The organism is Spirosoma fluviale, from assembly GCF_900230225.1.
Taxonomy (GTDB): domain Bacteria; phylum Bacteroidota; class Bacteroidia; order Cytophagales; family Spirosomataceae; genus Spirosoma; species Spirosoma fluviale.
Genome location: NZ_OCNH01000005.1, coordinates 379,385 through 399,210 on the forward strand (window position 1 = coordinate 379,385; position 19,826 = coordinate 399,210).

The 19,826-nt window shown below is 53.5% G+C and carries 13 protein-coding genes; all 13 read right to left on the bottom strand.

Features of this window, described 5'->3' with window-relative positions:
* Window positions 1-2,457, bottom strand: coding sequence for an acetate and sugar kinases/Hsc70/actin family protein (locus CRO74_RS24830; RefSeq protein WP_097129920.1), 2,457 nt, complete (start codon window positions 2,455-2,457; stop codon window positions 1-3).
* A 10-nt stretch (window positions 2,458-2,467) separates the two neighbouring features.
* Entirely contained in the window at window positions 2,468-3,970 is a 1,503-nt protein-coding gene (locus CRO74_RS24835) for a hypothetical protein (RefSeq protein WP_097129922.1), read from the bottom strand.
* 3 nt (window positions 3,971-3,973) lie between these two features.
* Window positions 3,974-4,918: a hypothetical protein gene (locus CRO74_RS24840; protein WP_097129925.1), complete on the bottom strand. Its 945-nt coding sequence runs from the start codon at window positions 4,916-4,918 to the stop codon at window positions 3,974-3,976.
* Window positions 4,915-5,481 (bottom strand): RNA polymerase sigma factor, encoded by a 567-nt coding sequence (locus tag CRO74_RS24845; protein WP_097129927.1) that lies wholly within the window; start codon window positions 5,479-5,481, stop codon window positions 4,915-4,917. Before CRO74_RS24845 ends, CRO74_RS24840 begins: the two co-directional genes overlap by 4 nt.
* Window positions 5,482-5,486: 5 nt before the next feature.
* A complete protein-coding gene (locus CRO74_RS24850; RefSeq protein ID WP_097129928.1) occupies window positions 5,487-7,598 on the bottom strand; it encodes a caspase family protein in 2,112 nt (703 codons plus the stop codon).
* Between the two features lie 29 nt (window positions 7,599-7,627).
* Window positions 7,628-9,424: a BamB-related PQQ repeat family beta-propellar protein gene (locus tag CRO74_RS24855; protein ID WP_097129930.1), complete on the bottom strand. Its 1,797-nt coding sequence runs from the start codon at window positions 9,422-9,424 to the stop codon at window positions 7,628-7,630.
* Between the two features lie 28 nt (window positions 9,425-9,452).
* Entirely contained in the window at window positions 9,453-10,907 is a 1,455-nt protein-coding gene (locus CRO74_RS24860) for a C1 family peptidase (RefSeq protein ID WP_097129932.1), read from the bottom strand.
* 104 nt (window positions 10,908-11,011) lie between these two features.
* A complete protein-coding gene (locus tag CRO74_RS31375; RefSeq protein WP_144035974.1) occupies window positions 11,012-12,556 on the bottom strand; it encodes an SUMF1/EgtB/PvdO family nonheme iron enzyme in 1,545 nt (514 codons plus the stop codon).
* 40 nt (window positions 12,557-12,596) lie between these two features.
* Window positions 12,597-14,147, bottom strand: a complete 1,551-nt coding sequence (locus CRO74_RS24870) for an SUMF1/EgtB/PvdO family nonheme iron enzyme (protein ID WP_097129934.1) — start codon at window positions 14,145-14,147, stop codon at window positions 12,597-12,599.
* A gap of 13 nt (window positions 14,148-14,160) precedes the next feature.
* Entirely contained in the window at window positions 14,161-15,009 is an 849-nt protein-coding gene (locus CRO74_RS24875) for a hypothetical protein (RefSeq protein ID WP_097129936.1), read from the bottom strand.
* Between the two features lie 2 nt (window positions 15,010-15,011).
* Complete coding sequence (locus CRO74_RS24880; RefSeq protein ID WP_097129938.1) at window positions 15,012-15,626, bottom strand: M50 family metallopeptidase; 615 nt, start codon at window positions 15,624-15,626, stop codon at window positions 15,012-15,014.
* 161 nt (window positions 15,627-15,787) lie between these two features.
* The gene (locus tag CRO74_RS24885; protein WP_097129940.1) at window positions 15,788-16,480 is read right to left on the bottom strand and encodes a hypothetical protein; all 693 of its coding nucleotides are present in this window, start codon (window positions 16,478-16,480) and stop codon (window positions 15,788-15,790) included.
* A 120-nt stretch (window positions 16,481-16,600) separates the two neighbouring features.
* The gene (locus CRO74_RS24890) at window positions 16,601-19,435 is read right to left on the bottom strand and encodes a WD40 domain-containing protein (RefSeq protein ID WP_179830295.1); all 2,835 of its coding nucleotides are present in this window, start codon (window positions 19,433-19,435) and stop codon (window positions 16,601-16,603) included.
* Window positions 19,436-19,826: the final 391 nt, after the last annotated feature.

A 19,826-nucleotide genomic window follows, 5' to 3' on the forward strand; every position in this document is an offset into this window, starting at 1 on the left:
TTAAAAATCGTCGTCGGTTAAGGGCGTTACACTGACATCGGCGGGGTCCAGTATGTCGACAAATGGGTAAAGTGTCTGAAAAACACGCTGCGTGTTGCGAAAGAAATCGGGCTCAACCTGTAAGGGACTGTAGGTGTGGCCATCGCGGATAATAAAGTCTTCGCCCGTAAAAAATACATTTACCGTGTGGCTATTGATGGTGTGCCGCTTGTAATCTAGCCCGCAGATGGTAACGACTTTGGCGTTTCGATTAAAATTATCAAACTCTCGCCCCTCATTCAGGAAATTTTCCTCCTGGCTTAGGTCGTAAGATACATCGACGAGGTTGGTTTTGGGGAGGGTACTCGCCTGAATTACGTGCCCATCGCCATATTCCATTACTTGCCTAACCTGTTCCTGCAAAGCCGCTCCGGTGTGCTGTACCCAGTTTTTCAGCCGGTTATAAGCCGGAATGTTCAGAACCTGACCGTCGCCGGTATCAATTTGTTTCGACTGTCGTTCGTGTTGCCCAAACAGTTCGTACACTTCCGGAAAACCAACCAGATTAGATTCAAAGTTGATGGGCTCGCTGCTAAACGCGCCCGCCAGACATACTTTCTTGAGGTCGTCGGTACTCTCAACGGGTACATCAAATGTTTTGCTGATAGCCGACCGAAGGGGGATGAACTTGAATCCACGCCCGGTCAGGATAATTTTGTCGACCAGCACCCGGCCGGTTTCGGGGTCGGCATATCGTCCCGACTGCACCACCTCCCGGTGAATCCGGTTGGCTACTTCGTTGACGGCCCGGTTGATAATGCCCCACTCGTCGCGGATAGAGCCCTGATGCTGCCAGATTTTCTCCAGCCATTGCGTTAACGTTGCCAGTACGGCCTCGTTTTTGTCGAAAAGCTGACTACGGATGGTCGACAGGTCAAAGCCATCGCCGTATAGTTTGGTCAGGACTTCGGTAAAAGACGTGTAATTTCGTTGGGCATCGTAGTTGTGTTTCAGCTTTTCAATTGCTTCTGTAAACTGTAGTTTTTCGACTACATCGGCCCGCTGCGTAACGGCCTGAATGGCCCGCTTGCGGTCGTCGCTGTTGAGCCCGCATATGGCCGCAAAGATGGTGTCGATGAAGGCATACGACAGCACATTGCCCGCCCCGATAAACCCCGACCGGTAGAGCGATACCAACTGCGTACTCCGGGCGTTCATTTTCAGAATAGAGTAATCAGTGGTGCCCTTGCCGACATCGATAATCAGGTAGCGCCCTCCTTTTTTCAGTCCATTGGCCCGCCCCTGCCGCGCTTTTTCTTCCTGTTCGCGTTTAAAGCCCAGAAAAGCCGCATCGCTCTCCGAAAGGGTAGATACCTCGAATCCCTGGAGTTGACAAGTTGCTTGCTGCCGGGTCATTTCAGCTAAACCATTGGCTGTCCCTTTGACCAGACGGCTCACCTTGCTTTGCTCAAATACATTGGGAACCAGTAACTTGGTGACCAGGTAAATGGGTTGGCCTTCGGGCGTGCTTCGTTTTATCTCTTCCAGCACTACCTGCAGGAAATAGTTGACGACTGCTTGCTGCAACTGCACGATGGTATCAATGAAGTTACGTTCCTTTACCCGGAAGGCATTGGTCTCACGCGAGGCAAACCGAACCATAAAATTATAGGCACCCAAATGCGCCAATTTGAGGTTCGAGACCAGCACCCGTTCTTCGGCCAACAGGTTTTTCTGGCCTTTGTCGGTGAGCAGATTCAGTAACTCCTTATCGCGGTTGGTGCCGGGGCTGGCATTGGGGTCGAAAACCGCTCCTTCTTTTTTAATGAAATAAGCCGAGCGGTACAAATCGGATTCAGTATCCTGCTGATGCAGTTCTTTACCTTTTAAATCCGGGTAATAATAGTCGAGCAAATTACCCACCAGTTGCATCCGCCGATTTACGGCACCACGCCCCCGCCGGTAGGTCACGATCTGACTGGCTTCTGACCCAAAGTCCATCACCACATCATGAACGTAACGCTGCGGCACCAGATGAAACAGCAACTCGCCCCGATGCGCCACGTCATCGACGGTGATGGTTAGTGTGAGTCGAAGTGCCGACTCGCTAAAGTGGCGGGTGACGCCCAGCATAAAATGGGCTTTGTTCAGGCTGAACTCAACCGTTGGGGGGGGCTCCGGCAACGGCGGAAGAGCGTCCTGTTCGGGCCTGGTGGAGGTAGCCTGTAGGTGCAGGTGCAGGCCATCGCCCGTGGTCTCGGCGGTTAGGCTGCCCCAGTCGATCCAGCGATCCCGGTCGAAGCCGCCCCGGCAAACTACCCGCGCTTCCCGCAGCAAGCTAAGTACCAGACGGGCCTGTCCAGGCTGATGCTCCAGTATAAACGAAGGGACAAACGATTCGGCAGGGGCTACATCAGCGGGCCGAAGCTGTACCGTATGGTATTTTCGATTTTCGATTTTAAGGGCTACGTAGTACATACAGGTAGGTTTACTGACCGATGATTTTCAGGACTAAAGGCACCACACTACCGGGGCTATTGGCCGGTACGGCGAAGCGCATGGTTTGGGTATCGAACCGTACGGCCCGCCAGGGCACCATCTGTTTGCCCAGTGCTCGCTCCAGTGTTGGAAGTACGGGAGCATTGGACTCACTCAGTTGCGCCCTCCACTTATCCATCTGAACGAGTTCGAGCGGTTGCCTGCTGTAGAGGACAATGAGCCACTCGTCGCCAGCTACCTGTTTGGAGAAGCCCTGTTCTATAGCCGTAAACGTGCCATTGGGGCTATACTCGATACGGGGCGTTGGAAAAGAGAGCCGGGCTTCGTCGTCGGCTACATAAGCCGACTCTCCCGGCTGTGGAAAATGGAGTTTTACCTCCCGGTTGGGGTCTACGCCCAGGATATACACGTAGCCGTAACGGGGTAGTTGGTTCGATACAAACCGCACCATGTCGCTGGTTTGTAAAGGGTTTATTGTTTCGTAGTACGTACCCCGATGCCGCACCGCCACGGCCGATGCCTGAATGGTGTTATCGGCGGTGGCATGTAGTTGTTGCAAACCGCCACTGCCCCGGAGCAGCACCAACGGTTTGGGCCGAACCACCACGGCTGGCCCCGGCGCGGGGGGTGTGGGCGCGTCGGGATGGTCGACAAGTCGGGTGCCACTATCCACCCGCCCGATAAAATCGTCGTAGCCAATCCAGGCAAACCCCTTGTTGCCCCAGGTGTCGCCCATGCTATTCATAAATTCAAATGCCCTCCTACGATCATCGTAGCCGATAATGACCACCGGCTGCCAGATGTTCTGTTGCAGCCGCATGGCGTTGTTAGGCTGCCAGGTTTCGCCCCGGAATGGTGTAAAACTCCGGTCGATTTGCAGCAGCACCACCACCGGGTACCCCGCCTGTAAGGATTTGCGGGTGGCGGCCAGTTTTTCATCAGGTGACGTTTGGAGGTCAAACACGCGTTCGAGCCGGTCGATCCGGTAGCGTTGCGCCAGCCGACGGTCGGCGGGGGCGGGGCTGCGTTGGCACGAGGTCGGTTGGGTATCATAGGCAGCCGTTTTCAGGTTACCCGCTTTGGTCAGCACCTCCCGCACGGCCGGTAAAAAATCGCCGGCAATGCTACACCCGCCCGGTTCTTTCTCCAGCATCTCGAACGGGAACCAGGCCGAGAACGCTTCCCGCTGAATCTGAGCACCTGCCCATTTGTTTTGTCTGGCTTTCAGAATGGTCATAGCGCCGTAGCCGTAGGCCAGCCCTAAGCGAGCCCCGCCCGGCAAACCGGCCTGGTTGCGCGGTTTGGGGCAGTAGGGCCGCAAACTTACCGCCTGTTGGGTCACGCTTTTGCTGGCGTCGCCAAACTCAAACGGCGATAGTTCCAGTTGCTCAATACCCGATTCGGCAGGGTTCAGCTCATCGGTTGACGTTTCCTGAGCAAGAGCGCTGCCAGCCAGCAGGAGGCCGTATAACAGTAATAAGGTTAGTTTCATCGGTTACGGTTGGTTTTGGGCAGCAAGTGCGTTGGCTACTAGGTTTGCTTCGGTTTGGTAGGGGTGGTTTGGCTGGTTCTGGATTTGGTCGAGCAGTGGCCGGGCGGCTTCGGGCTGGCGGAGTTGGAGGTAAGCCAACACCCGGTACCACTGTGCCGTTTGGGCCAGCGGAGGGCGATTTACCCGTTCGAGTTCGGTCAGTGCCTGTTTGGGCTGGCCGTTCTGGAAGTAGCTCAGGCCGAGATAAAACCGGCGGTAGACCGTTGTTTGCGCGGATTCGGTTGCGGCCGACGGGCTTTCTCCAGCCGTATCGTCGCGAACGGCCCCAAACTCAGGGGCGGGCGCGTTGGTGCGACCAATGGGTTGACGCAGTTGGGCAATGGCTTCTTTAAACCGCCCCTGCCCATAGTCGGCTATGGGGCCGGCCAGATCAGACGGCACCTCGCCTATGCCTTTGGGCGATTGTTGACCGTAGGTTTTCGCTAAGGCCAGCAGCGACGGGGCTGCGTCCTGAATGCCGGGCTGCGCTGGTCTGGGTTGTGGTGGGGCCGCGTCGGGCTTAGGAACCACTACGGGGGGCATTTTCGTCGCTACCGACGGGCTGTCAGGCTGTTGGCGCTGTTGCCAATACCAAACGCCACCCACCACCACAGCTGCCACCGAGGCCGCTACGGCTACCCAACGCCCTATTTCGCCCCAAAGTGGCCGAACGGGCACCTCTCGCTCCAGGGCTCCCTGTTCAGTCAATGATTGATGAATAGCGCGCACGGTGTCTTGCAGCCGCAGGTGTTCGTAGTTGGCGTATAGTTTGTTCAGCCACGCTACTTCGTCGGCGAGTTCGGGTTCGGTCAGCAACCGTTTTTCAAAGGCCTGTCGTTCGCTGTCCGGCAGTTGCCCCAGGATGTATTGATCCATTTGTTTGTAATCAGTTTCGGAGAAGTTTTTCATGATTGAGTAGGTGTAAGAAGTCTGCGGAGATACTTGATACAGCGGGTCTTTTGGTTGTACACCGAATCGACGGAGACGCCCATTTCGGCGGCCACCTCTTCGGGGGTGTAGTGCTGATAGGTGAGCAAGTCCATCAGTTGCTGGCTGCGCGGGTCAAGTTGGGCAATGGCCTTCCGAAGCCGTTGCTGCATTTCGGAGTCGAGCAGGTGCGCCAGCGGATTGTCGGCACTTGGTAAAGAGTCCTGCTCGTTGAGGTCGTCGTACGATTGATGTTTACGGGTAATATCAATCCAGCGGTTTTTGGCCACCTGATAAAACTGAGTGTCGAGTTTGGCACGAAGGTCTCGCTGACCGATTCCGGCCATAAATTCAATCATGGCGTTCTGTATGGCATCTTCAATATCTTGCCGGGAACCGCCTTTCCAGCCCAGACTTGATATGATTTTTTTGAAATTTCGTTGATAAAAACAAGCAATAGCTTCGCGGACGCGCCGTTGCAGGGCGGGCAACAGCCGTTCGTCGGTGGGGAAGTTGGCACACGGATTGGTATCGTTTTGGGGCATATTGATCAGTACGTTACAAGCGGGAAATCCTGGCTTTCGGTGAGCGTTTCGGGGTATATTTTAGGGTGCTGGTCTTCAGCCTTTTTGGCTTTCACCAGGGCGGGTACCGTTTTTTGGAGGTAGGAAAACAGCTCGCTCACCAGCACAAAACGGTCGCCGTTGGTGTCGGCTTTGCCTTGTAATCCATCTAACAGGGCTTTGGTAAAGGCCCCGTGTTGCCAGGCGGGGTCTTCCCATGAGAGTTCGTTTTCACTGCTACTGGCGAGGGTAATCAACCCGGCAGGGGTTTGTTTGATAATGGCCTGTGCCTGCTGCAAGTCCTCCAGAAACTTGGCTTTGCCGCCCTGTTTCCGCACAGCTTCGCCCGAATGGCAGGCGTCGAATAGAATGAGTTTCTTGCACTTCAGGCCGGTAATGTTGTCCAGAATGTCGTGTTTGTAGAGCAGGGTGGTGGTTTCTTCGGTGATGAGGGTTCGCCCATCATAATCTTCCGACAGGATGGCAAAATCACTTTGCCCATTTCTCAGATTCAGCTTTTTGCCGTGTGCCGACACAAACAGTAGCAGCACATCGTTGGGCGTGATGTCGAATGTGGGGAGCAGACCCATCTCAATCCGTAGCTGCGTGGCGTTGGCCTGCCCCTTGCGGTTCAGATAGGTAGTCTGCACTCGATTAAAAAGCTTTCCCTGTTGTTGTTTGAGCAATTGTCCTACCTGCTCGGCATCGGCGGAGGCATAGGTAAGCCCGTTTCCGGGCACACCAATCGCCAATACATATAGGTTGGGTTTAGCCGGGGGCAGATACGTAATCCGCAACGGTTCGGAGCGCACTTCGGGCTGACCGGGCAAGGTGAGTCCCAGTACAATCTCGTTCTCGCCTTCGCGCAGGGGCAGGGTTTGCTGCCAGTTGTAGCGGCCGGGCTGGGGTTGCCGCAGGGATTGGATGATGAGGTCTTTCTGCCCGGCCGGTTGCGGCTTTCCGTTTATATAGAGTTGGAGTTGCTGAGGAGTTACCGGAGTGGGCGCATTGCTAACCACCACCGCTTTGGCGGTGAAAGTGGGTTCATGAACGGTGGCAGGCTGGGAGAGCCAGATGAATTGGGAGAAGACCGGGGCCGTTTGCTGACGGACAGGCTCCTGTGGTTTGGGTGCTACCCCCGGCAGCAGAAAGCTGACAAAGTAAACGTCTGTTCCTACCAAGGCCGACGCACCATCGGGCGAAAAAGCGACCTCTTTTGCTTGATAATTTAACTCCCATTTGCTGAGTTCTTGGGCTGTAGTAACCTCCCACAGCTTGATGGTCTTGTCATAACTGCCGCTGAGGGCGTATCGACCATCGGGGCTGAAACAAACGGAATTGACAGAACTAGCATGCCCTTTGAATGTACGAACTTCCTGCCCGGTGGCCACACCCCACAGCTTGAGAGTCTCGTCATAACTGCCACTGAGGGCGTATCGGCCATCGGGGCTGAAACAAACAGACCAGACAGAACTAGCATGCCCTTTGAATGTACGAACTTCCTGCCCGGTGGCCACATCCCACAGCTTGATGGTCTTGTCATAACTGCCACTGAGGATGTATCGGCCATCGGGGCTGAAACAAACGGACCAGACAGAACTAGCATGCCCTTTGAATGTACGAACTTCCTGCCCGGTGGCCACATCCCACAGCTTGAGAGTCTCGTCATAACTGCCGCTGAGGGCGTATCGACCATCGGGGCTGAAACAAACGGAACTGACAGAACTACTATGCCCCTTGAAGGTGCGTAGTTTCTTTCCTGTAGCAACCTCCCACAGCTTGATGGTCTTGTCATAACTACCGCTGAGGGCGTATCGGCCATCGGGGCTGAAACACCCAGAACTGACAGAAATGCCATGCCCTTTGAATGTACGAACTTCCTGCCTGGTGGCCACATCCCACAGCTTGATGGTCTTGTCATAACTGCCACTGAGGGCGTATCGGCCATCGGGGCTGAAACACACCGAATTTATGCTAACACCATCCACCAGCTGACTTGTAAACCGCTTTGCTCCCGGTGGGTCCTTGGCAAAGAGGGCAGAGGTGGTTAGCAATGCGGCAAAACCAAGAATAAGCCGGAGGAGATAAACGCGTTTCATAAGGGTCGGTTAGTTACGGGCAGTACGTCTTATTTTTCCAGCAATACGGCATCGTCTTTCTGCCGGATGAGCCAGGTGGGTTGTTGTTCTTTCTGTTTTTGAGTTTGCACTAGGGCAGGTACAGCTTCGCTCAGGTAGCTACCGAGTTCGCTCAGGCGCAGTTGGCCGTCGCGGTTGGTGTCGGCGGGGCCGGTCAGGCCGTCGAGCAGAGCGCGGGTAAAGGCCCCATGTTGCCAGGCGGGGTCTTCGTAGGCAGGTTGGTCAGGTTGGCTCGCCATCAGCACGTAGGTATTCGGGAAGTCGCGGGGCAAAAAGCTGAACGTTCGGTCATTGGCCGGTGGGCCGACCTGTTCGGGTTGCCCCATATCAAGCAGCACGAGCTTGCGGCAAGGCAGAGCGTTGAGGTCGCGGAGGAGCTGCCGCAGGCTCAGGCTCGTGTTGCGTGGAGCCGCCTGGTCGTAGTCGGCTCCAATGAGCCGGAGGTCGTGCTGTAGGTCGATGGCCAGCCCCGACACAAATACCAGTACCCAATCGTCGGGGTTTGGTTTCAGTGTCAGGCTCCAGCGTTCGATGGCCGCGCCAATCTGCGTGGTTGTCGCCTGTTGAGGAGCGTTGAGCAGTTGCACGGCTACTTTCGTAAAGGACTGTCCCTGCTGGCGTTGCAGGGTTTCAGCTATGGCACGGGCATCGGCCTCGGCAAATCGGATAGGCGGGTACGACACCCCTACCGACAGGCCGTAGAGGGCGGGGCGTTTGGCATTAGGGCGGGGGGAGGGTGTTGGACGGCCCATTTCCTGCCATATAGTTTGATGGGCCGTAGCCGCAACAAGTCCATATCGGTCGGCCGAACACTGCACAAGGGCTATATAGTTAACCACTTGTTGGGCTGGCGATTTAATTCGGCTAACAACCCGAAGCTCATGCCGGGCATTGAGGTGTAATAAACTGGCCCCGGTAGGCTCCTGCATCAACACGAACAGGGTTTGATCCGGTTTTTCGACTAGATCTATCCCCGCTTCGCGCATGTCGGAAAACGTAAGTACTTTAGACCAAATCTGATGGCCTGTTTGCGGGTTTAGCACGATCAGCCGCCCGTCGAGGTTATCCGGGCTAAACGCAATAGCTGTACCTTGCCCCACTAGAGCAACCTGACCATTTCGTAACAGCCGCATCCGGTTCCACTGGATTTTGTCGCGCCCAAAATCAAACGACCAGCGTTTGCTACCTTCGTTGTTCAGCCCAATCACGGTGCTCCCAACGGTCAGTACCAGCCCATTATCGGGTAATGATAACAGCCCCAGTTGCCCCCCCGGCTCAGGATCTGTCAGAGCGATAGGCGTTTCTCTGTCCGATTGACCGGAAGGTTCCAGGCTGTAGAGCATCAGCCCGGTGGGCGTTCGGGTCACAACGGCCACGCTTTGGTCGGGCCGAATAGCGGTCTCGGCCTCGGTACCGGGGCCAACGTCAGCCCGCCAGATGAGCTTACCTTCATCGTTCAGATTCAGAACCGACAGGCTCATTTGCCCGTTGGTTGTTTGCTGCACCAATGCCAGTTGGTTTTTGACCATCGAAACCGCCCGCAGATTACTCACGACCCGGCTCCATTGTTCGGCCCCTGTTTGGTCGACCCGGCTCACTACGGCGTTCTTTTCGGAGCGACCCACCAGCAAAAATCCGTTTGGGAGCGGCATGGCCAATGATGAGGGTCCATTACGAAGAACATGCTTACGCACAACCGTGAGCGTATCCGCAGGTTGGGCCATCACCCAACTGGTGGTCCATAGCACCAGGGCAAACCAAACCGAGCAAACCGTTTGATGTTTCATCTGTGTAGTCGTGGGAGGTTATGGGTTTTCAGCGAACAGATTGAACCTTCAGGATGAGCGGGAAAATATCGCCCTGTCCGGTAGTGGCCGAGGCTCCCATTCGGCTACTCTGATAGTTAATGTTGCGGGCTGGTATCAGTCGGCTGCCTACACCTTCCTGTAGCCGCCCGTACAGTGTTGACGCATTGCTGTTCTGAATGCGGGTGAGCATGTACGGAATGTCGTTCAGGAGCGGTTTATTACTGTAGAGGACGCAGAGGTAATCAGTACCAGGTTCCTGAATCACCAACACTTTATCGACTGCCGGAATAACGAGGTCGAATTTTTCAGCAGGCAACAAATCGGTTATGCCCAATCCGAACGAGTTTTCCTGCACGGCGGCCAGTTGCGTGTTGAGTGGGTAATGCGCTTTAACCTCGTTTTTTGGGTTAATGCTAAACACACAAATGTATTGCCCGGCCCGGTCGTTGCTGGTCAGTAGTTGAAACCGGTCGCCCACCTGCCAGTCTTTACGGCTCATTTCGTAGATGCCATTGCCTGTGTGGCTAGGTGTTACCTGATTAAAACTGCCCGTGTTGCTGTCGAGATACTGAAAGGCAAAGGTTCCGCCGATTTGGGTTTTCGTAGGTGCTGGGTTAGGGCCGGGATTGTAGTCGTCGGGGATAGTAAGCGCCATGCCCGCGACAGCAATTTTCTTAAAATCTTCGAAGCGAACCGAGAAGAGGCCGTTACGCCCCCAGGATGGACCCCATGAATTCAGAATTTTAAAACTAACGGCGTCGTACCCTACAACCGTTACCGCATGGAGTTCGCCCTCTCTTCCCCCCGGCCGATAATAGTCGTCGGAAGCGGTGAGTTTATTCAGGTTTTCGGTTGTTTGAATACCCACAATCACCGGTGTTTTGAATATGGCTAACTGGCGTTGCGTGGCGTAGAACTTTTGCTGTTCGGTGTCTGCAGGCTTAAACACCGAAACCACGCCCTGAACCGGGCGGTTTTGGCGGGCCCGGCTGACCATGTCGCTCGATGGCGCTGGCATACACGTATTAATACCAAACTCAGAATAGGGCAAATTTCCATTTCGCACCAATTGCATGGCGATGTCGGAGATATTTAGCCCCGCATCGCATCCGGGCCGAAGTTGTTTGTAAGGCAACATCGCCGAGAGGGCCAGACGTTGTATCTGGTTGGGGTCGGTAATGCCTTTTTTGGCAGCATACTGTGTGGCAAAGGCACTGTAAGCGGTTGACCAGGCTACGCAGCTTGGCACACTGCCCTGATTGCCTGCTGGTGGGCAATATTTCGATAAATCGAACGCGATAGGCAGATTATCGCCAAACGATTTGGCTCCCTGATCGGGGGTGGGCAGGGTTGGAATAGCATTAAAGGCTGCTTCGTCAAAAATAAGCCCCTTGCCGCGTTGCTGGGCGAAGGTCGCAACGGTGAAGGTCAGGAGCAGAAAGGTAATTAGTGAAGTTTTCATGGAATTTGTGTAGGTTATGTTTGTGTAGCGTACGAGTGGTGTAAATTCTAATCAGGGACGGTGAAAAAAAGTATATCTCTTCAATCAGGACTGAATGTACCCCCTTACTGAGCCTGGGAGACGACGCGGAAGCCAATGTAGTTGTCCCGATTCGAGGGGCTGTTGCTGCCCCGATTGGCAACGCGCGCGTCCTGCGGGAAGTAGTTCCAACTGCCCCCGCGTAACACGCGGCTAATGCCGGTAGCGGGGCCAGTTGGGTTGGTTTGGCTACTACTGCCGTAAGGTCCATACCAGTCGGCGCACCACTCCCATACGTTGCCGCTCATATCATGCAAGCCCAGTGTATTAGCCGTAAAGCTCCCTACCTGAAGGGTTTTAGCGCGGTATTTATTAGATAATGGTATTTTTGGATGAGTAGCCCATCTACGAGTATCATAGTTTGCATTTGTTGAATCGAGCTCGTTGCGTCCGTTGCCAAAGCGCGTGCGAGTGCTTGCTCCACCCCCGGCGGCATACTCCCATTCGGCTTCGGTGGGCAGGCGGTAGTTACCCCCGGTGCGGGCGTTTAACTTTTTGAGGAACTCCTGCACGTCGTCCCAGGATACATTTTCTACCGGGCAGTCGGGACAGTCTTTGAAATGAGAGGGGTTACTGCCCATGACAGTTTCCCACTGGCGTTGGGTTACTTCGTATTTGCCTATCAGGAAGGGGCTGACTGTAACGGTATGCACAGGTACTTCGTACTTGTCGCCCATCTGGAAGGTGCCGCCGGGGATGTAGACCATCTCGGCAAAGGGCAGGTCGAGGTATTGGCGGGTTTGGGGACGGGGGGGCGAGGGTGTGTTGGGGGTAATTAGTTTCAGGAAGTAGTAATCATCATAAATCATTGGGATGTAATGTGGATGCTGGGTGGACAGTTTCAGCCTTTGGGTTTCGGCATAGGTGCGGTTGTTGGCCCGTTTGAATATCTCCTGCACCTCCAGCGGTTGCCGCAGGTACATCAGCAGCGATTCGGTGTAAAGGCTGTTTTTATTGTTGCGGCTTTTATAGGTGGCCGTTTGACCGTAGTCGGTGGCAAAGGCGATGAGCGTGCCGGGCGGGTTGTTTTCAGGTGGCACCAGCTCGTAAGCCCGGTCGGTTGCTTTGTCCGCCATTTCGCTACGGCAGGCGTCGACCACCATAAACAGGTTGCGTACACTCCGGCCCACGATGCGGCTACGCAGGTTGGCGAAGCTGATGGCGCGGTTTTTTAGGCCATCCATCTCGCTGATGGCGAACTCGACGGGCAACAGGTAGTTGTCGTGCTGATAGCCCAGACCGTGCCCACTATAGTACACGAACGCGACATCCGCCGGTTGGAGCGATTGCTCAAAGCGGTCGATAGCGTCTTGTGTATCGGCCAGGGTTTTATCTTTGACCACCGTTACCTGAAAGCCCAGGTAGCGCAGGGCCACGGCCATACTGTCGGCATCGCGCAGGGTATTATTGAGCGACTTCTGAAACTGGTAGGTCTGGTTGGCAATTATCAGGGCTTTGCGCTGCCCCTCGCGGGTATTCTTGTGGAGCTGTACGATGCCCAGCGTTTTGTCCTGTGCCAGCAAGGGTTGCCAGAGCAGCAGGAGCAACAAACAGTAAAGGATTGGTTTCATGTGTTCGGTGAGTTACAGAAAATGGATATTACAGATTGTATTACTGAGCCTGGGAAACGACGCGGAAGCCAATGTCTTTGTACCGATTCGAGGGGATGCTGAGGTCCCGATTGGCAACGCGCGTGATCTGCGAGTAGTCGACCCAACAGCCCCCGCGCAACACGCGGATAGTGCCGGTAGCGGGGCCAGTTGGGTTAGTTTCGCTGTTGGCGCTGTAAGGCCCATACCAGTCCGCACACCACTCCCACACGTTGCCACTCATATTATATAAACCCAGTGTGTTAGCCCGGAAGCTGCCCACCGGTACGGTTTTTTGGCGGTACTCCCCCGCCACCGAGTACGGTTTTTTATAGGTCACACTCCCATCGAAATTGGCTTCGGCGGGGTCGAGAATATCCCGGCCGTTGCCAAAGCGGGTACGGCTGCCTGCCCCGCCCCCGGCGGCATACTCCCATTCCGCTTCGGTGGGCAGGCGGTAGTTGCCCCCGGTGCGGGCGTTTAACTTTTTGAGAAACTCCTGCACGTCGTCCCAGGATACATTCTCCACCGGGCAATCGGGGCAATCTTTGAAATAAGACGGGTTGTTACCCATCACGGCTTCCCATTGCCGTTGGGTTACTTCGTACTTGCCCATCAGAAAGGAACTCACCGTTACACTGCGTACGGGTTTCTCGTCGCTACTACCCTCGCTCCGCGTATCGCCCATTTGGAAGGTGCTGCCGGGGATGTACACCATCTCGGAAAAGGGCAGGTCTAAGTATTGGGGCGTTTGGGGGCGGCTGGGTGGGGGCGCAGGGGTTTGTATAAACACAAAATCACCCCGGATTTTGTCGTACAGGGCGGGCGATTGCTTAAAGTTACTTTTGGCTTCTACATCGGCGGCTGCACGGTCACAGATCTGTTTCAGGGTTAAGTTGGGCCGGGTCAGGTAGCGCAACAGAGCCTCCGTAAACAACCCGTTGCGGCCTGTCTGGTTGTCGTCGGCGGCTGTCCCTTGCTCCGTCGAGAATACCACTGCACTGCCGGGCGGATTTCGGGGTGTTACCAGACCCGCCTGGGCGTTAGGGCTTCGGTCGGGGGTGGGGCAACGGTCGAGATTCGGAATTTTGCGGCAGGCATCCAGAAACACAATACCGTTTCGACATACCCGCGTGTGGCTCAGAATCAGGTCGAGCTTTACCCCCCAAACACCCACATCTTCCTGACAAGTGATGTTGGCATCTACCGGAATGAGGTAGTTGGTGTTATCGTAGCTCATGCCATGCCCGGAGAAGTACACCACGGCCACCGTTGTTGGCCCCAGTTTGGAGCGGAAGATCTCCAGCCCTTTGAGCAGTTGATGGTTGGTGGTGTTGGTGAGAGTAGTGACCTCAAACTGCAACGCCTTGAGGGCGCGGGCCATATCCTCGGCATCGTTGAGCGGGTTCCTCAGGGGATTCATGCTTTGGTAATCGCGGTTACCAATCACGAGGGCCACGCGCTTTTCGGTACCGGTGGGCAGGGTAGCTGTAACGATGGTTTTGTCGTGCGATACGGCTTTTTGCAGTAGCATGAGTAACAACAGGAACGGCAGGTATCGGTGGGGTTTCATGATGGCAATAGGTTTATTGTTGCACAGGTAAGGCCCAATCTGTAAATCCGACTAAGTCCTGCGATGGCCCGCTTATGAAAAAACCGAGTCGCAGATACCGCCTGTTTTTGTACACCACGGGCAGCATCGATGCTTTTTTGAGAACCTCATCAAACGAGGCATTATACCGGTTTAGCTTATCTCCTTCGTACAGAGCGCGTTTTTCGGCCAAATGCTTCACTTTCTGAAACGAAGGGTACTGACCTTCTATCTCACCCACATACAGGTTAGACCACCGGGCGCGCATGGCTTTCTCAAATTGCTGATCGCTAACGCCCAGCCGCGCCAACAGGCCGCAGTTCGACAGGCGTTTGTGGGCTTTCAGATCGTAATTCAGCGAGGTACTATAATAGTGGCAATGGTTACTGCATGTCCTGCCTGTCAGATGAATAGACAGAAACGATTCGTTTTGTACCACTACTTCGTACCAGAATTGTTCCAGCCCATGGGGGCTGTCACTAAAATCCGTTTGATTGCACTCCTCTTCAAAACAAGTCCTAATGAGTGCATTAATTTGCTTTTCAAACGGTTTGTGCTGCTGGCTGATGGCCTTAAAAACAGGGTAGTTAACCCTTGTTTTCCCCCGCTTCACCGCCTTAGGCGCAATCCGGTATGAGTTGACGGGTTGGCGATCAAACATATCCGCGAATTGTTGCGGAGAAGGTTTTCGCACCACCGTTTGCTGACACCGAAAGTGCCGGGCGAATGCGGAGCGGGGCTTTTTGGCAGGGCTGTTCTGAGCGACCAGCAAGTGGCTGTCCGGGTAAAGCAGAAGAAACAGGAAAAAAGCAAAAAACGGGCGATGGTGGTGTTTTGGGGGCATACTCAGAAAAGCTTGAAGTAGGATAGTATGGGTAAGCCGCCAATGACCCAGGCATATAGCCCGTAGGTAATCAGGTGCATTGTCGGGATAAATACGGTCGAGTAGGCCAGACCCATTTTTTGAAGGTCGGTTTGGTAATACCGGGTTTGGGTCAGAAACGCGTAGGTATGGAATGCCAGCAGAAAGCCAATCAGCCCATCGACGTAAACCCGTCCTTCGGAGAGCATAAGCCACCGCAGCGCCAGCAGGCCCAGACTGGTGTAGGAGAAGAAATACGGGGCCAGCGTAATCAGGGGCGACGCTCCGGTGTTTTCGTAGATGATATAGCCCGTTCCATCCTGCTGAATGTTGTAGCCAAACAGCCGCCGACCCGACAGAAAGGCCATTTTTTCGTGTGCTCCTTCGTGTACTTTGGTGCCAAAATAGGTGAGCCAGTTTTGCACCAGCGACCACCGGTTGCGCATGGCCCAAAGGGCCGCAAATGCGCACGCGCCAACCAACAAGCCGCTATACCGACTTGCGTGCGAAACCACATACTGGCTGTGTGCCCAAAGCTGAAGCGCGCAGCGCCAGGCCAGAAAAACGGCGGGTAACAGAAAAACCATTTTGCGAAACATATCCAGAAAAGTTGCTTTTGGTGTTTAGCGGAGCTGCGTGCCCGAATCTCATCAGTTCATTAAAAAAATTTTAGGACTGTTTTGGTCAGGATTGAATCAATAAACCAACAGTTCTTTTTGCTGCCATCAGACTACCTGCTGACGGTTTGCTGCCGATAGCGTCAGGGGTGGCCAACCACTAAATCTGTATAGCCCACAGCGGTCCGGTTGAATACCGAGAGGTTAAACCCCAGCCGCAGGTAGAACTGATTTTGATAGACGACGGGTAACAAGGAGGCTTCTTGTAAAATCAGGTCAAAAGGCCCGCTACGATAGCGGTTTTGTTCATCCGTTTCTTCGTCATCATCATCGGCGATTCTATACGCTCTGACCTCCTTGAAAGACGGATATTTTTTGTCGTATTCCAGAATCGCCAGCTTTTTCCATCGTTGGCGAACGGCCTTTTCAAACTGTTGGTCGGTTATTCCCAGCCGGGCCAACAGTTCGCAGTTCGACACTTGCTTGCCCGTTTGCAGATCGTAGTTGAACGAAACCGTGGCGTAGTGGCAGCGATTGCCGCAGGTTGTCAGCGAGAGATGAATCGAAAAAAAAGATTCGTTCATTACGACGACTTCATATTTTATGCCCTGAGAGGGTTGATCTTCGGGTTCTGACAGATTCAATCCTTTGTTCTGTAAGCACTGACGAATTTGCCGGTTGATGGTGGGAGCTAAGGCCTTGTGTTTGGGTGTTAGCGGGGTGAAAACGGGGTACGTTGCCATCCGTTTGGGATTTATGCCCACCGATTGTTCCGTAAAGCGATAGGTTTGGGGACGGGTGCTTTCAAACAGTATATCGGGGCGGCTTTTGGCCATTATCCTTTGGTTGCATCGGAAGTGGCGATAAAATTCGGCGGACGGGTTTATGGTTTGTGCCCCACAATTCAAGGGCAATGCAATCAGCAAAAAAGCGAAGTGGTGACTCATGAAACCGTGTTAGTGTTTAGCGGGTTGGTTAGGATAGGTTTTGGTTGTTGAGCCATGCCAGAAGAGCGGTATCTTATCGAGTTGGGAATTAGCATCTGAGGCTTTTAGGAGCGGGGTTTGTGGCTTATTTTTAAGACTTTGCACCATGGTTGGAACTGTTTGCTCCAGGTATTTATACAGCTCCCGAACCGTTGTTGTCTGATCGTCATTTTTATTGGCTCTTCCTTCAATAGCTTCCAGCAACGCTTTTGTGAAAGCCCCATGTCCCCAGCTTTTGTCTTCCCAGGACGATTCGTCGCCTTTGCTGCTGGTAATTAGTACAGATTGTGGGGGCAGGTTTGCCAGTATACGCTGGGTATCTTCCACAGACGGGGTGGTACGGCTGCCAAATTTGGCATCTCCGCTATGACAGGCATCCAGCAGGATTAATTTTTTGCATTCAAGTTCGGCCAACTGAGCAAACACTTCACGATGTAAATCAACGCTGGTTGTACTGGCTTTTCGGTTCGAGTAATCGCTTCCGGCGATACGAAACGCTCCACGAACGGTTTGACCGTGGCCAGAAATAAAAACGATCAACAAATCTTTAGGCAGAATTTTGTCGCCCATCTGGCCTATCTCTTCAAACGTCTCCCGTATTTTCTGACAGGAGGTTTCGGCTGATGTCGTGTATGTCTGTACGTCAACCTCATCAAATAGTTTACCCCGTTGCTGTTTCAGGGCCTCTGCTAACTCGATGGCATCCGGCACGGTATAAAGAAGCGGAGTAAGGTCTGAGGACTGGTTAACAATCCCAAAGGCAAAAACAAACAGGTTTGGTTTGGAAGGGGGTGTGTACCGAATCGTGTATGTCGAACTCACTACATCGGGCAATCCTGTACGCGTCATACGCCATTGAAGTGTGTTGGTTCCTTCGCTCAACTGCACGGATTTTTCGAGGTCGAAACCTCCATCTGGCCGATTGATACTTCTGGTTTCTAGTGTTTTGCCTCCTGTTACAGGCTGTGCATTAAGATATAGTTTAACACTATCTTTCAGAGCAGGGTCGGCTCCTATCAGTAGGGCATGTGCGGTATACGTGGGCGCACTAATCTGTGCCGGTGGCTGGCCCACCCAACTCACATAAACAGAGCCTTCTTCGGTGTCCATGACAACGGGTGGTAAACCACTCCACCACACGGATACGCGCCCCCCTGGCTCGTTGCTTCCGCTAAAAATATACTGGCGGTCGGGACTAAACCGGACAGCGGTTATTGGCTTGCAGGTGGCAGCAATGGTTCGGGGTGGTTCGGGACTTTGCGGTGCCCAGCGTAGAATAGTTCCGTTCTGATCGCTACTGACCACGTATTGCCCATCGGTACTAAAACACACACTCCGTACCCACGACTGGTGTATCACCGTATCGATACACCGTTTCTGTTCCCAGTTCCAAACCCGGGCCGAGTTATCGGTGCCACCACTGACCATTAACTGCTTATCGGGGCTAAAGGCCAGTGTGTATACCGAGCCTGTATGGCCAATCAGCCTGTTTTTTATGCTTCGCAAGCGCCAGTCCCAGACTATGATTGCCTGACTGTTACCACTGGAAACGAGAAATTTATTATCGTAAAATCGTACACATTCTACCGATCCTACTGGCATTTTCAGGCTATCTGTTGAGGTTCGTGCTGCCGTCCAGTCCCATAGTGAAATTATACCATCTGAACGGCCTAAAGCCAGCCATTGTCCATCGGGGCTGAAGTCTAACGAAATGGTTTGAACCGGTAACCGGAGTTTATATACAGGTTGGTCGGGCCGGTTGGTTTCATAGACGTATACTGAGCTGTCTGTACTACTAATGGCCAAAAACTGGCCGTTAGGGCTAAACTCCATACTTTTTACCACCCGCCGGAACCCTTTATAGGTATGAATTTGCCGTCCGTCTTTAGCCTGCCAGCTTCTGAGGTTGTTTGTTCCTCGTCCGCCCGCTAGTACCAGTCGACTATCCGGGCTGATGGCCAGGCATTCGACTCCCTGCCTTGGGTCGATGTTTGCCGCCTGAAGCCTTTTTTGTTCAACGCCGGAGGCCCATTCCCAGATGTACACGGCTTTTTCCGTGCCTACACTCAGTAGGTACCACCCGTCGCGGCTCAGGGTTAATCCGCGCAAACGACGGTGGCCGGTGTCAAAGGTTTTTATCGTGTCTTTGGTGACCTCGTTGTGTACCCGTATCAGGCCGTTGCGTTGCCCCAGCAACACATATCCTGGCTGATAGGCTACAGCCGATACGTCATCTTCAGCCGGAAAGGTTCGTACATAATCAGGGTTTGATAGTGACCATATTCGTACCGTTTTATCGTCACTTGCACTCATGACAGACTCACCATCAGGCAGAAATAGCACCTGATTGATATCTCCACTGTGTCCTTCAAATGCCGTTGCCGATGAATTTTCCAGCCAGGGCCAAACCCATACGATCTCATCGGTGCCGCCACAAACCACTTGCCGGCCATCGGGGCTAAAGCCAACGGATCGGATGTGGTTATTCTGAAACCAGCCCTTGACTCCCTTAATTGACAGATTCTGCTGCCTGATTTCACTGCGCTTACGCCACTCCCATACGCGGACTGTTTCATCATCACTACCAGAGGCAATGTAATTGCCATCAGGACTAAAGGCAATGCTGTTCACATCCTTGCGGTGCCCAGGCAAAGACGCCACTAATTGTATCTCAGTAGGCCAATTCCAGACCCAAATACTACCTGCGTTGCCTGCTGCTGCCAGATAGGTGCCATCGGGGCTAAATGCAAGCGTGCGAATCTCCTTGCGGGGAATGGTTATCTCCCGGACAAGTTTCCCGGACAAACGATTAAAAACTTGGATAGTTTTGTGATGGGCTAATGCAAAAAAATGACCATCAGGCGTAAATGCCGTCGCATCTTCACCATCCATAGGAGGAGTGCGTAATGAGTCGGAAGCTACTTTACAGGGTGTGGATCGAATTGGATTATCCCAATTAGGTGTAGATGATCGATTAATGTTTGTTATGGGTACCACTAGAGTTGCCCATACTATTACGATCGCTGTAATCGACAATACTGGTACAGATTTATCCATAAGGCGGCATCTATAAGTTTACCTTTTTATATATAAAAAACCCAATCATGTATATATATGCAATAATAACCTTTTGGTAAGTATAGTCAAATTTTAGTAGCCTTTCCTTTAAGGCTATCGTGTCAGATTAGCTGTTTTC

Excerpts from the sequence above, each read along its gene's own strand:
- CRO74_RS24830 (WP_097129920.1), bottom strand. The coding sequence starts at position 2,457 with ATGTACTACGTAGCCCTTAAAATCGAAAATCGAAAATACCATACGGTA.
- CRO74_RS24835 (WP_097129922.1), bottom strand. The coding sequence starts at position 3,970 with ATGAAACTAACCTTATTACTGTTATACGGCCTCCTGCTGGCTGGCAGC.
- CRO74_RS24840 (WP_097129925.1), bottom strand. The coding sequence starts at position 4,918 with ATGAAAAACTTCTCCGAAACTGATTACAAACAAATGGATCAATACATC.
- CRO74_RS24845 (WP_097129927.1), bottom strand. The coding sequence starts at position 5,481 with ATGCCCCAAAACGATACCAATCCGTGTGCCAACTTCCCCACCGACGAA.
- CRO74_RS24850 (WP_097129928.1), bottom strand. The coding sequence starts at position 7,598 with ATGAAACGCGTTTATCTCCTCCGGCTTATTCTTGGTTTTGCCGCATTG.
- CRO74_RS24855 (WP_097129930.1), bottom strand. The coding sequence starts at position 9,424 with ATGAAACATCAAACGGTTTGCTCGGTTTGGTTTGCCCTGGTGCTATGG.
- CRO74_RS24860 (WP_097129932.1), bottom strand. The coding sequence starts at position 10,907 with ATGAAAACTTCACTAATTACCTTTCTGCTCCTGACCTTCACCGTTGCG.
- CRO74_RS31375 (WP_144035974.1), bottom strand. The coding sequence starts at position 12,556 with ATGAAACCAATCCTTTACTGTTTGTTGCTCCTGCTGCTCTGGCAACCC.
- CRO74_RS24870 (WP_097129934.1), bottom strand. The coding sequence starts at position 14,147 with ATGAAACCCCACCGATACCTGCCGTTCCTGTTGTTACTCATGCTACTG.
- CRO74_RS24875 (WP_097129936.1), bottom strand. The coding sequence starts at position 15,009 with ATGCCCCCAAAACACCACCATCGCCCGTTTTTTGCTTTTTTCCTGTTT.
- CRO74_RS24880 (WP_097129938.1), bottom strand. The coding sequence starts at position 15,626 with ATGTTTCGCAAAATGGTTTTTCTGTTACCCGCCGTTTTTCTGGCCTGG.
- CRO74_RS24885 (WP_097129940.1), bottom strand. The coding sequence starts at position 16,480 with ATGGCCAAAAGCCGCCCCGATATACTGTTTGAAAGCACCCGTCCCCAA.